This window comes from Arthrobacter oryzae, from assembly GCF_031454875.1.
Classification (GTDB): Bacteria; Actinomycetota; Actinomycetes; order Actinomycetales; family Micrococcaceae; genus Arthrobacter; species Arthrobacter oryzae_D.
This window is the reverse complement of sequence record NZ_JAVDRQ010000002.1, coordinates 329586-342330: the sequence shown is the minus strand read 5'-3', so window position 1 is coordinate 342330 and position 12745 is coordinate 329586. Positions and strand designations below refer to the sequence as shown.

13 protein-coding genes and 1 tRNA gene are annotated in these 12745 nt (G+C 65.8%); 6 read left to right on the top strand and 8 right to left on the bottom strand.

Annotation, left to right across the window (positions count from 1 at the left end):
• Positions 1-150: 150 nt before the first annotated feature.
• From rplK to J2805_RS04815, 4 genes are all read right to left on the bottom strand, one after another.
• Positions 151-582 (bottom strand): 50S ribosomal protein L11, encoded by a 432-nt coding sequence (rplK, locus tag J2805_RS04830; protein WP_309970008.1) that lies wholly within the window; start codon positions 580-582, stop codon positions 151-153.
• 130 nt (positions 583-712) lie between these two features.
• Positions 713-1558, bottom strand: a complete 846-nt coding sequence (nusG, locus tag J2805_RS04825) for a transcription termination/antitermination protein NusG (protein WP_309970005.1) — start codon at positions 1556-1558, stop codon at positions 713-715.
• Positions 1559-1673: 115 nt separating this feature from the next.
• A complete protein-coding gene (secE, locus tag J2805_RS04820) occupies positions 1674-1958 on the bottom strand; it encodes a preprotein translocase subunit SecE (protein ID WP_028269597.1) in 285 nt (94 codons plus the stop codon).
• 80 nt (positions 1959-2038) lie between these two features.
• Positions 2039-2111: transfer RNA gene (locus J2805_RS04815), tRNA-Trp, on the bottom strand.
• A gap of 275 nt (positions 2112-2386) precedes the next feature.
• Here J2805_RS04815 and J2805_RS04810 point away from each other — a divergent pair.
• On the top strand, positions 2387-3604 hold the full coding sequence (locus tag J2805_RS04810; protein WP_309970002.1) for a pyridoxal phosphate-dependent aminotransferase: 1218 nt from the start codon (positions 2387-2389) through the stop codon (positions 3602-3604).
• 137 nt (positions 3605-3741) lie between these two features.
• Here the strand turns inward: J2805_RS04810 and J2805_RS04805 are convergent, their stop codons facing one another.
• On the bottom strand, positions 3742-4374 hold the full coding sequence (locus J2805_RS04805) for a LuxR C-terminal-related transcriptional regulator (protein ID WP_396134234.1): 633 nt from the start codon (positions 4372-4374) through the stop codon (positions 3742-3744).
• A gap of 50 nt (positions 4375-4424) precedes the next feature.
• Positions 4425-6020, bottom strand: coding sequence for an ATP-binding protein (locus J2805_RS04800; RefSeq protein WP_309969995.1), 1596 nt, complete (start codon positions 6018-6020; stop codon positions 4425-4427).
• A 124-nt stretch (positions 6021-6144) separates the two neighbouring features.
• On the opposite strand from J2805_RS04800, the gene J2805_RS04795 reads away from it, so the two are divergent.
• The 5 genes from J2805_RS04795 (at position 6145) to J2805_RS04775 (ending at position 10460) form a co-directional block, all read left to right on the top strand.
• On the top strand, positions 6145-7749 hold the full coding sequence (locus J2805_RS04795; RefSeq protein ID WP_309969992.1) for a PspC domain-containing protein: 1605 nt from the start codon (positions 6145-6147) through the stop codon (positions 7747-7749).
• 1 nt (position 7750) lies between these two features.
• Positions 7751-8077 (top strand): hypothetical protein, encoded by a 327-nt coding sequence (locus tag J2805_RS04790; RefSeq protein ID WP_309969989.1) that lies wholly within the window; start codon positions 7751-7753, stop codon positions 8075-8077.
• 3 nt (positions 8078-8080) lie between these two features.
• Complete coding sequence (locus J2805_RS04785; RefSeq protein WP_307045552.1) at positions 8081-8338, top strand: PspC domain-containing protein; 258 nt, start codon at positions 8081-8083, stop codon at positions 8336-8338.
• Positions 8339-8509: 171 nt separating this feature from the next.
• Positions 8510-9535, top strand: a complete 1026-nt coding sequence (locus J2805_RS04780; RefSeq protein ID WP_309969985.1) for a 6-phosphofructokinase — start codon at positions 8510-8512, stop codon at positions 9533-9535.
• Between the two features lie 166 nt (positions 9536-9701).
• Positions 9702-10460, top strand: a complete 759-nt coding sequence (locus J2805_RS04775) for a GNAT family N-acetyltransferase (protein WP_309969982.1) — start codon at positions 9702-9704, stop codon at positions 10458-10460.
• A gap of 36 nt (positions 10461-10496) precedes the next feature.
• On the opposite strand, the gene J2805_RS04770 is transcribed toward J2805_RS04775, so the two are convergent.
• Complete coding sequence (locus tag J2805_RS04770) at positions 10497-12023, bottom strand: DHA2 family efflux MFS transporter permease subunit (protein WP_309969979.1); 1527 nt, start codon at positions 12021-12023, stop codon at positions 10497-10499.
• A gap of 34 nt (positions 12024-12057) precedes the next feature.
• Positions 12058-12621 carry a PadR family transcriptional regulator gene (locus J2805_RS04765; RefSeq protein ID WP_309969976.1) on the bottom strand — a complete coding sequence of 188 codons (564 nt, stop codon included), beginning with the start codon at positions 12619-12621 and terminating at the stop codon, positions 12058-12060.
• Between the last annotated feature and the right edge of the window lie 124 nt (positions 12622-12745).

Below are 12745 nucleotides of genomic sequence, written 5' to 3'. Positions count from 1 at the left end.
GCAGTTGTGGTCTGCGGACCGCGCTGGGCCCTGCCACATGCGGACTCCGGCGTGGAATCCGCTTTTTATGTTTTGGTGGTGCCGGTCGCCCGGCGGTGCCGCCCGTCGTCGTGATCGGTTTACCGAACCCAACATCAGGCAGCAGGGAAATTAACCCTCGACGGTGATACCCATGGAGCGGGCGGTGCCGGCGATGATCTTCGCTGCGCCTTCGAGGCTCGTGGCGTTGAGGTCTTCCATCTTGGTGGAGGCGATCTCGTCGACCTGTGCCTGGGTCAGCTTGGCAACCTTGACGGTGTGCGGCGTAGCTGAGCCCTTGGCGACGCCTGCAGCCTTTTTGATGAGCTCTGCAGCCGGCGGGGTCTTGGTGATGAACGTGAACGAGCGGTCTTCGTAGACCGTGATTTCAACAGGAATAACGTTGCCGCGCTGGGCTTCCGTCGCAGCGTTGTACGCCTTGCAGAATTCCATGATGTTGACACCGTGCTGGCCAAGCGCAGGACCGATCGGCGGGGCCGGGTTGGCGGCACCTGCCTGGATCTGCAGCTTGATGAGGCCGGTGACCTTCTTCTTGGGAGCCAATGTAGGTCCTTCTCTCAAATACGTCCTGGGACACAGGAGCGTGCCTCAGGTTGGTGGCCGCCATGGCGAGGCGACCGGCCGCTTCGTGGCTGCTAAGCGGGCAGCCCCGGAACGAATTCTGTGGGTTGTACTAGATCTTGGTGACCTGGTTGAACGCCAGGGTGACCGGGGTCTCGCGTTCGAAGATGGACACCAGCACCACGAGGGTCTGCGAATCGATCTTGATCTCGGAGATCGTGGCGGGGAGGGTCTCGAACGGACCTTCCTTGACGATGACGGACTCGCCGACCTCGAAGTCGACGTCCACGGGAGTGGCGGCGTGCTTGACCGGCTTGCCCTTCTCAGCCTGCTCTTCTTCGAAGACCGGGGCGAGCATGGAGAAGACCTCGTCGAGGCGCAGCGGGACGGGGTTGTGGGCGTTGCCGACGAACCCGGTGACACCGGGGGTGTGCCGAACGGCACCCCATGAAGCATCCGTCAGGTCCATGCGGACGAGGACGTAGCCGGGAATGCGGACGCGGTTGATGACCTTGCGCTGGGCGTTCTTGATCTCCACGACTTCTTCCATGGGAACCTGGATTTCGAAGATGTAATCTTCCATGTCCAGGGTCTGGATGCGGGTCTCAAGGTTTGCCTTGACGCGGTTTTCGTAACCTGCGTAGGAGTGGATGACGTACCAGTCGCCCTCCTGGCGGCGCAGCTTGGCCTTGAACTCCTCAGCCGGATCGACGTCAGCCTTGGCGGCCGCGGCGGCCAGTGCGTCAGCCTCTTCGTCGGAGTCAGCGTCGGCTTCGCCCGTTTCGGCATCGTCAGCATCAGCGTCGGCGTCAGCGTCGGCTTCAGAGGAATCGTCGATGGAATCGGGCGCAGCGGACTCAACCTCGGACTCTTCCCCGGCTACCGCCGCGGCGTCTGTTGTGCTGTCCGTGGACCCATCCAGCTCAGTCTCAGTTACCTCGAGCTCCTGCTCAGACACTTGGTCTCCTGCTTCCTCATTGCTAAACATGCCTATTTAAATGGCTCAATTCCGCACACCCCGTGAATGCTTCCGGATTGCCGGTGCATTCCACGCAGTCTGCGGACGGATCGCCTTAGCGGTCCGCGGGGCCTGTGCCGCCGAAGACCCAGCTCACTCCGGTCCCGAAAGCCAGGTCCAGGACGGTAACGATGAGCATCATGATGATCACGAACACCAGCACCACGAGCGTGTAGTTGATCAGTTCCTTGCGGGTGGGTGCTACGACCTTCTTCAGTTCGCCGATGACCTGGCGGACGAAGAGTGCGATGCGAGCGAAGAAGCCTGCCTTAGCGGCATTCTTGGCGGGGCGGCCCTTGGAGCTGCTTGCAGCCGTTTCGGTCACCTGGTCCTCACTCATCCTCGCAAAGTCGGATACCCGGCTCTGAACTGAACCATGGTTGCTGCGCAGGCTCCGGCTCATCGCCGGAACCGCTTGCGCAGGGCAGACAGGACTCGAACCTGCAACCTGCGGTTTTGGAGACCGCTGCGCTACCAATTGCGCCACTACCCTATGGATCGAAAACCAATCACACCACACTTCCCGCAGACTTCACGGGGCGCAGGCCATCATCGTGTTTTCAACACCGGAGAACTAGTCTACGCAACAACTGCGCTTACGTCGAACCAGCCTCATTTCGGACCTTCGTTGCCGCTGCCGGAAGCTGCTGACCGGGACACGGTCACATTCCTTGCCGTCACGCTGAACGATCCGCTGAACAGCATAGAGTAGATCTCGTCGAATCCCACAACCAGCCATCGAGCTGCAAGCGAAGAATGGACCCCGCCATGCCTGCCGCCCGCGTTTCCCAACGCATTTCCGCTATCGCCGAATCCGCCACCCTTGCCGTTGATGCCAAGGCCAAGGCACTCAAGGCAGCCGGACGGCCGGTCATCGGCTTCGGCGCCGGGGAACCCGACTTCCCGACGCCCGGCTACATTGTGCAGGCCGCCATTGAGGCCGCTAGCCAGCCCAAGTACCACCGCTATTCCCCCGCCGGAGGCCTGCCGGAGCTCAAGCAGGCAATTGCCGAGAAGACACTCCGGGACTCCGGCTACAAGGCCGATGCCTCCCAGGTTTTGGTGACCAACGGCGGCAAGCAGGCGGTCTACAACACCTTCGCCACACTGGTCGATCCGGGCGACGAAGTCATTGTCCCCACCCCGTTCTGGACCACGTACCCCGAGGCCATCCGACTTGCTGGCGGCGTGCCGGTGGAGGTTTTCGCCGGCCCCGAGCAGGACTACCTCGTCACCGTGGAGCAGCTTGAGGCCGCGCTCACCGAGCGCACCAAAATTCTGCTGTTCGTCTCGCCGTCCAACCCCACGGGCTCGGTGTACTCCCCCGCACAGGTCCGCGAAATCGGCCTCTGGGCAGCCTCCAAGGGTCTGTGGGTGGTCACGGACGAAATCTACGAACACCTGACCTACGACAACGTTCCCTTCACGTCCATTGCCACGGCCGTCCCCGAACTCGGCGACAAGGTGGTCATCCTCAACGGCGTCGCCAAGACCTATGCCATGACCGGCTGGCGGGTGGGCTGGATGATCGGTCCGGCGGACGTGATCAAGGCGGCCACGAACCTGCAGTCCCACGCCACGTCCAACGTTTCCAACATCCCGCAGATTGCTGCCCTCGCGGCCGTCTCCGGCCCGCTTACCGCGGTGGATGAGATGAAGGTCGCCTTCGACCGCCGCCGCAAGGCGATTGTTGCCGGCCTGAACGCGATCGACGGCGTCGAATGCCCGACGCCGACCGGCGCCTTCTACGTCTACGCGGACGTCCGCGGCCTGCTGGGCAAGGAATTTGAGACCGCGAACGGAACCGCCCGCCCGCAGACGTCCGCCGAACTGGCCGCGCTCATCCTGGACGAGGTAGAAGTTGCCGTCGTTCCGGGCGAGGCGTTCGGCCCCTCGGGATACCTGCGTCTCTCCTACGCACTGGGCGACGACGACCTCGCCACCGGCGTGGCCCGGCTGCAGGGCTTCCTGGGCAAGGCCAAGTAGGCACGCTCTCTCACTTTTCGCAGAAGAACCCCCAACGCTCTCTCACCAAGTGAGAGAGCGTTGGGGGTTTAACGGCAGGAAGTGCGAGAGGGTTTGCGTACGGGCGGCGAAAAGTGAGAGAGCGTCCGGGGTGCGGGCTAGAGGAGCCGGCGCTCGGCTGCCCACTTGGTCAGTTCATGGCGGCTGGAAAGCTGCAGTTTCCGGAGCACGGCGGAGACGTGGGTCTCCACGGTCTTGATCGAGATGAAGAGTTCCTTGGCCACTTCCTTGTAGCTGTAGCCCCGTGCGATGAGCCGCATGACTTCCAGTTCACGGGCGGAAAGGCGGTCCAGTTCGTCGTCGGCGATATCCGCCGGGGCCGTGCCGAACGCATCCAGGACGAACCCGGCCAGCCGCGGCGAGAAGACGGCATCGCCGCCGGCCACACGCAGTACCGCGTCGGTGATTTCCGTGCCGGAGATGCTCTTGGTAACGTACCCCCGGGCGCCGGCACGGATGACCGACACGACGTCTTCCGCGGCGTCCGATACGCTCAGGGCCAGGAAACGGGTGCCGGACAGCAGGGCCGCCGAGCCGGCGATCACCTCTCGCCCCCCGCCGCCAAGCCCTCCGGGCAGGTGCACGTCCAGCAGGACCACCTCGGGCCGGGTCTGCGCAATCACGGCGATGGCCTGCTCCACCGTTCCGGCTTCGCCCACCACAACCACCCGGGCGTCCAGGTCCGCTTTGAGTCCCGAGCGGAAGATGGCGTGGTCGTCCACGATGACCACGCGGATCGCCTGGGCGCCCCCTGCCTGCGCGTCCCCTGTGCCGATGTTGTTCACGACTTTCCCTCTCCGTTGTCCGCGGCGTCGGAAGGAAGCCTGAGCCGCACTTCCGTACCGTCCGCGCTGCTGCTGATGACGGCCGAGCCGCCGTGGCGTTTCATCCGCCCGACGATCGATTCCCGCACCCCCATACGGTCGGCAGGAACCGACTGCGGGTCAAAGCCCGGCCCGCGGTCCTTGACGAAAACTTCCGCGCCGCCGTCGGCCACTTCCAGGTAGACCGATACGGCGCCGCCGCCGTGGCGGGACGCGTTCACCATGGCTTCACGGCTTGCCTGCACCAGGGCCTCGTGCCGTTCGGTCATGGCGGTATCTCCCACACTGACCACGTCGACGGCGTTGCCCAGGGAGTCCTCCACCTCCGCGGCGGCAGCTTTGATGCGCTCCGAGAGCTGCCCGGCCTCCTTGCCGGGGTCCCGGTACAGCCAGCCCCGGAGCTCCCGCTCCTGAGCGCGGGCCAGCCGTACGACGTCGTGTTCGTTGCCGGCGCGCCGCTGGATCAGCGCGAGCGTTTGCAGGACGGAGTCGTGCAGGTGCGCTGCGATCTCGGCCCGTTCGGTGGCGCGGACCCTGCCCGCACGCTCGGTTTCCAGGTCCCGCCAGAACTTCAGGCCCCACGGGAGCAGCACCAGGGCAACCCCGCCGAGGACAGCAACGGAGGCGAGGAGCGCCAGCCAGGTCTGCTCCCAGGAGCCGGAGCCGGACACCATCACCAGCACGCCGGCCACCACCAGGGCCAGCCCTGCCCCGAGCCTGGCCCAGCCGCCGGCCTGGTCCGCCTTGGTCTTGTCAACGAGACCGGCCCGACGGGTTTCATCCAACTGCATCCACGCGATGGCCGCACCGCCAAGAATGGCCGCAGCGGGGATGAGGGTGCCCAGCGGAACGTCGACGCCCAGCATCCGTGCGGTCAGGATTCCACCGGCCAGCAGCAGGCCAGCGCCCAGCAGGATCTCCTTGCCGTACGGCATGCGCCGGAAACGGAACCACGGCGAACCGGCCGCCGCCGTGTTGGAGCCGACGGCGGGTCCCGCGGCGGGTCCCGCGGCGGGTCCGGAACCCGGCTGCCACGGCGGTGAGCCCTGGCCGGGCATGCCGGCCATGGGGATGTCGGTTCCGGGCATGCCGGTTCCGGAGGTGCCTTGCCCGGGCATGCCGGTTCCGGGCGTGCCGGTTCCGGAGGTGCCTTGCCCGGGCATGCCGGTTCCGGGAACACCGGGGAGCGTTGAGGCGCCGGGAAGCGGCGCCGCGGCCGGGTTGGTTACTCCCGCTGGAAATGGGGCGGCAGGAAATGGGCCGGCGACAAAGTCCGGCGGAACCGGCAGCGGCCCCGGTGCACTGACGGCCGGGGCGATGGGCGACGCCGGGCGCCGGGCGTTCCGCTTCGCGTTCTCGTCCGCTGTGGGGACCATGATCCAGAGCCATGCGTAGAACGCAAGCCCTGCACCCCCTGCGAGCGCGGCCACCACCATGCCGATCCGGACCATCCGCACCGGCAAGCCCAAGTGGATGGCGAGGCCCGCGCACACGCCGGCAATCACGCGATCGCTGCTGCGCACCAGCGGAGGGCGGGAGAAGGCCGTTGTCATGTGTCAATCCAAACACGGATCAGGGTTCCGTACGCCTGGTTTCGGCATGAACCGGGGGTCACTCAGGGGAAGCTCAGGGTGTTCCCCAATAGAGCGCGGGCGCTGCAGACGGCAGGATCGAAGTATGAACTCGCACAATGCACACCCAGACGAAGATCCGCTGCCGTCGGGCAGCCACGGTTCCGCCGACTCAGCTGAAGCCAAGCCCGACGAGGGCACCGAGTCAGTCAGTGGCGCCTCAGCCCCTGACGGCACCGCTTCAGCCCAGGATGCCACCTACCCGGGGCAGGGCAACTCCCCCGCCGACTCCGACGCACCGCCGCTCTATCCGAATGCGCAATACCCGAACGCCCAATCCGCGAATGCTCCACACGGCTACCCGCAGTCCCAGCCCCAGAACTTCTTCAACTGGGTTCGGGGACACGGAATCCGGCGCGGGCGTGACCGCTGGATCGGCGGCGTCGCCAGCGGCATCGCCCACAGGCTGGGCGTCGATCCGCTGATAGTGCGCGGTGTCTTCATTGTTCTCTCGATTTTCGCCGGCATCGGCGTGCTGCTGTACGGCGTGGCCTGGGCACTCCTGCCCGAACCCGATGGCCGCATACACGTCCAGGAGGCTGGTGCGGGCCGATGGTCAACAGGCATGACCGGCGCCCTCATCACCACGGTGATCGGCTTTCCCAGCCTGGGCGGCGGCTTCTGGGGCTGGGAGCGGAACGGCTTCGGCGGTTTCCTCTGGACGGCCTTCTGGATAGCAGGGGCCAGCTACCTCATCTACTACCTTTCGCAGCGCGATAAAACCAGGAACGGAGCGCCGATCATGAACACCAGCGCCGCAGCCGGCGCAGCAGCCGGCGGAACCGCTTTCGCCGCCACGTCGCCGGCCGGCGCCCCTTACACAAGCGGCGCCTACACCGGTGGCACTTACGCCAGTGGCTCGTACGACGTCGGGACGTCCGGCTCGCACGGTTACGGCCCCTACGCAGACCCCGGCACCTCCGCACCCGGCCAGTTTGGCCCCTCGGGACCTAATCCTCCCTACGGCCCCAGCCAGCCGTACGGCGGCTACGGCGGTCCGTCCGCCCCGGCACCCAAGGCACCGAACATGGGCCCCGGCGCCCCGGCGGTCGCGGTGACGGCCGGCCTTGCCCTCCTGGTGGGCGGCGGGATCAAGGCCCTGGAGGCCCTCAACGTCACCAACCTCGGGGATGCCACCAACGCAGTGGTGTGGGCCAGCGGCGCAGCAGTCCTGGGCCTTGGCATCCTGATCTCAGGCCTCAGGGGCAGGACCTCGGGCGTCCTCGGATTCTTTGCAGTGGTGGCACTCATCATCGGCGGCATCTTCAACGTGGTGCCCAACGGTGACCGGTTCCGCTTCCAGGATGCCAACTGGAACCCTGTCAGCATCGAGCAGGCGAGGGAAGGTTTTGACATCACCGGTGGCAGTGGAACTGCTGACCTGACAATGCTGAATCTCACACCTCCCCTGGGCACCGACGTCGTAATTCCCATGGACGTCACGGCCAGCAACCTGACCGTCGTTATCCCGGACACGGTTCCCGTGGAGATCCGGGCTGACATGACCATGGGCAACCTCAACGACGGCTCGCAGAACCACGGGGGCATGACGAACCAGCAGAGCAACTACAACACGGAGAAGCCGGGTGCCGCCCTCGTCCTCGAAATCGACGGCACCATGAGCAACATCACCATCCGGGAAGGAAACTGACATGAGCAGCTACGAACCTGCTCCGGACACAGGTCCGCAGGCAAAATCACAGGCAAACTCGCAGGCGAAGGCCGCAGCTGCCGAACCGGCACACAGCTCGGGAGCAAGGCACGGCGGTCCGTCGCCGGCACGGGTGGGCACAGTGGTCTGGGGCCTGGTCGTCCTCGCCCTGGCCGCACTGATCATCATCGCCCAGCTCGGCATCGTGGCCCTGAACGGAACCTACGTGCTGATCGGCCTGATGCTCGGAGCCGGCGCCGCACTGGTGGTTGGCGGGCTCCTTTCAGCCCGCGGACGTGACAAAGAATCAACAACAGGGAAGTCTTAGGGCATGGATAAGTTCTTCAGCATCGTCAGGGGCTTTGGCCTGAAGCGCGGACCGCAGCGGTGGCTGGGCGGCGTGTGCGGGGGCATCGCCGCGAAACTCAACGTGGACGTCGCTTTCGTCCGGATCGCGTTCCTCCTGCTGAGCCTCCTGCCGGGTCCCGCCTTCGTGTTCTACGTGGCGGCGTGGCTAATCCTCCCGGACCAGCGGAACGCCATCATCCTCCAGTCCTTCCTGGACAAACGATCAATCAACGGATCCTGACCGTTAGGTCCCGCAGGCCCCTGCTCTCCGGAGCGGGGGCCTTTCGTCTGCCATGAAACGGTGCCGTTTGTAACCGGTTTGTGTCGTAACCCACACTCAGCACTAGAATCTAGGGTGAGCTCAGCGTGGCGCTCTGCCTGTACACCCTCTCACCAGGATTTGAGCCGAGACATGAAAATTGGAATTCTCACCAGCGGCGGCGACTGCCCCGGACTGAACGCCGTAATCCGCGGCGCCGTCCTCAAGGGGATCGCCATCCACGGCCACGAATTCGTAGGATTCCTCGACGGCTGGCGCGGCGTCGTCGAGGGCGATGTGATTGACATTCCCCGCACCATGGTCCGCGGCATCGCGAAGCAGGGTGGCACCATCCTGGGAACATCGCGGACCAACCCCTTCGAAAACAACGGCGGCCCCGAGGTCATCAAGGGCCACATGGACCGGCTCGGCATCGATGCGATCATCGCCATTGGCGGCGAAGGAACGCTGGCCGCCGCCAAGCGGCTGACCGACGCCGGCCTGAAGATCGTCGGCGTGCCCAAGACCGTGGACAACGACCTTGACGCCACCGACTACACCTTCGGCTTCGACACCGCAGTCCAGATCGCCACCGAGGCCATCGACCGGCTCCGCACCACCGGTGAATCGCACCACCGCTGCATGATCGCCGAGGTCATGGGCCGTCACGTGGGCTGGATCGCCCTGCACGCCGGCATGGCGTCGGGCGCGCACGCGATCCTCATTCCGGAGCAGAAAGCCTCCATGGAGCAGATCACCGAGTGGGTGCAGGAAGCCCACGCGCGTGGCCGTGCACCCCTGGTGGTTGTGGCCGAGGGCTTTGTGCCGGAGGGCCAGGAAACACCGCACTCAGAGCGCGGACTGGACACCTTCGGACGCCCGCGCCTGGGCGGCATCGCCGAGATGCTGGCCCCCGAACTCGAGGCACGGACCGGCATCGAGACGCGCGCAACTGTCCTAGGCCACATCCAGCGCGGCGGCGTCCCGTCTGCGTTCGACCGTGTCCTGGCAACTCGCCTGGGCATGGCTGCCATCGACTCCGTGGTGGACCAGCGCTGGGGCACCATGGTCTCGCTCAACGGCACGGACATTGTGCACGTCGGCTTCGACGCCGCCCTGGGCAACCTCAAGTGCGTTCCGCAGGACCGCTACGACGAGGCCGCAGTCCTCTTCGGCTAGGCCACTCTCGCGCGAACGGACACTTGGCGCCCCTTCGGGCGGCGCCAGGTGTCCGTTCGCGCTTCGGGAAGGGCCGCAAGTGTCCGTTCGCGCTTCGGGAAGGGCCCCAAGTGTCCGTTCGCGCTTCCCTCCGCTGGGCAGGGTCTCCGCTGGGTAGGGTGGAGGCATGACTCTCGACTCCGGTTCCGCAGACATCATCCAGCTGGCATGGGCCCGCCGCCTGGGCCTCGATGACGGAGCGTTTGCCGAGGCGCGGAAGCTCGACGCCGAGACTGCCGTCTCGGGGACCGGCTCACTTCCGCCGGGTGCCCGGCTCACCCGCGCGGACGAATCCCGGAAGTCAGTGGATTTTGTCCGGCTGTTCGGCGCATCGGCCCTTGTGGGGCCACAGTGGGCCCTGGACGCCGCCGAGGGCATTGCGGATGAGGAACTCGCCCAGCACGTGACGCTGTTGACCATCACACGGCAGCATGGCGGTCACGGGCAGGGTGCGGCCGCCCTCTTCTTCGCCGACGATCTCCCGCTGCTGCAGCCAGCCGAGAAACTTACGGTCTCGCACGGAAATCCCGAGGCCATCGAACTGGAAGGCATGTGTCCTCCCGACGACGTCAACGAGGTGGGGTTGTCCGACCTCGAACACCGGTTCACCATCATGCGCGATGACAACGGGCGCAAGGTTCCGGTGGCCTGCGGCGCCTACACGGAGTGGGAAGGAATCCTCGCCCACATGGGGGTTCTCGTGGATCCTGACTGGCGCCGCCGGGGACTCGGCTCGCTGGCGGCGTCCATTGCCGCACACGAGGCGCTCGCAGCCGGACTTACCCTGCAGTGGCGATCGGACGTCAGCAACAAGGGCGCCCTGGCAATCGCCCGCAGCCTCGGATTCGCCACGGGCGGCATCCACACCACGGTCCTGCTGGGCTGACCGGCAGGGTCAGCCCGGCTGGTTTAGCCGGCAGGGTCAGGCGGACTTGGCCTGCGCCGATTCTGCCGGTTCGGTGTTGAATGGCGGGACCGCGGGGCCGCCCCAGTTTTCCACCGGCTTCGGCTTGGCGAAGAACAGCGCCACGGCCGCGCCGAGCACAATCACTGCCGCCGGCAGCATGATGGACTGTCCCATCGCCGTCGAGAATCCTTCATGGAGCGCCTCGGGAAGCTGGCCGCCGAAACTCAGGCCGGCTTCCCCCGAGGCACCGCCGGCCGCCGCCGGAAGCTCCTCGGCCAGCCGGGCCTGCATCAGCACGGCAATGGCCGCGCTGCCCAGCACGGCGCCGATCTGGCGGGTGGTGTTGTAGACCCCGGCGCCCGCGCCGGCCTGGCGGGGCGGCAGGTTGCGCGTGGCCGTAGAGCTGAGCGGCGCCCAGATACCCGCGTTGGCGAAACCGAGGACGGCGCTCGGCAGCAGGAAGAGCCAGATCGGCGTGTCCGGGTGCATCAGCGCCGAATTCCAGAAGAGCGCCACGGCCATCAGCGCCAGGCCCCCGGCGGTGATGTATTTCGGGTTGACGCGGTCGATGATCTTGCCGACCACCGGCGCCAGCCCGCCCGAAATCAGCGCCATCGGGATCATCATCAGGGCCGACTGCGTGGGAGTCAGGCCGCGGACCATCTGGTAGTAGAAAATCAGCGGCAGGCCGAAGGCCGTCACAGTGAAGCCCACGGTGGTGATGCCCAGGTTGGCGAGCGAGAAGTTGCGGTCCCCGAACAGCGAAAGCGGCAGGAGCGGCTCGCCCTTGTTGAACCGCTGCCACAGGACGAACCCCACCAGCACCACAAGACCGGCGATGATCAGGCTCCAGACGGTAATGGGGCCGGTGATGGTGCCCCAGTTGTACGTTTCGCCTTCCTGGATGCCGAACACGAGCAGGAAGAGCCCGACGGCGCTGAGCAGCACGCCGGGGATGTCGAACTTGTGCGGATGCGTGGTCAGCGAAGGAACAAAGCGCAGGGCCAGGAAGAAGCCGGCGATGCCGACGGGCACATTGATGAAGAAGATCCATTCCCAGCCCAGGCCGTCCACCAGGACACCGCCGAGGATCGGTCCCACGAGAGTGGCGACGCCGGCTGTGGCACCCCAAATACCCATGGCTGCGCCGCGCCGGTCCGGCCGGAAGATCCGGGTGATGACCGCCATGGTCTGCGGGGTCATGATTGCAGCACCGAAGCCCTGGACCACCCGGGCAAGGATCAGCGTCTGGACATCGCCGGACAGGCCGCACCAGAGGGACGCGAGGGTAAACACCACAAGGCCCGTCAGGTAGAGCCTTTTGGGCCCGAACCTGTCGCCCAGCCGTCCGGTGATCAGCAATGGCACCGCGTAGGCCAGCAGGTAGGCGCTGGTCACCCAGATGACGGAGTTGATGTCGGCGTTAAGGCCTTCCATGATCCGCGGGTTGGCCACCGAGACGATGGTGGTGTCGATCAGGATCATGAAGAAGCCGATCACCAGGGACCAAAGCGCCGGCCACGGCCTGGCTACGTTTTCCATATGAATCCTTCGGGTGTGGTTGTGGTATGTTCCGCTACCACGGGAGTTTCCCGGAGCGGAGCTGGTCCTGCAGGCTGCGAATCCAGCCCATTTCAGACTTCAGCATGGCCTGTTGGTACTCGAGGTCGATCCAGTACTTGCGTGCCACCTCTTTTTTCAGCACCGCCGCCTCCCCTCTCTGCAGGAACTCCAGCTGCTCCTGCAGCAGCAGCAGCCGGCGGTCCAGCAGATCGACTACGAGGGTGGCGGGAAGGTTGTACGCCTCGGCGATGGCCAGCGGGAAGGACGGATATTCGTTGAGCGGTTCGGCGAGCATGTCCTGCAGGCGCGCCGTCAGGGCTTCCCGACCCGCGGGCGTGATCCGGTACGTGGTCCGTTCCGGCCGGTTGCCCTCCCGGTCCGTTCCGGCTGTTTCCACCAGGCCACGATCCTCCAGCCTGCCCACGGCATGGTAGAGCGTGCCGGGACGCACCTTGACCAGACGGTCTTCATGCCTGGCCATCAGGAGCTGGTACATCTCGTATGGGTGCATCGGCTCCTCAACCAGCAAGGAGAGGGCAGAGATGCCGAGCGGCGTCAGCGGAGCGGATCGGGGCATTGGTTCCGGTCCTTCCCCGCAATTTTGAGCGCACGTTCCAAATATTCCGCTTCAACTATTCCACATGGAATATTACGGTGCAAGAAAGCCCGCGGGCCTTAAGGCCTGCGGGCGTCCTGGAGGG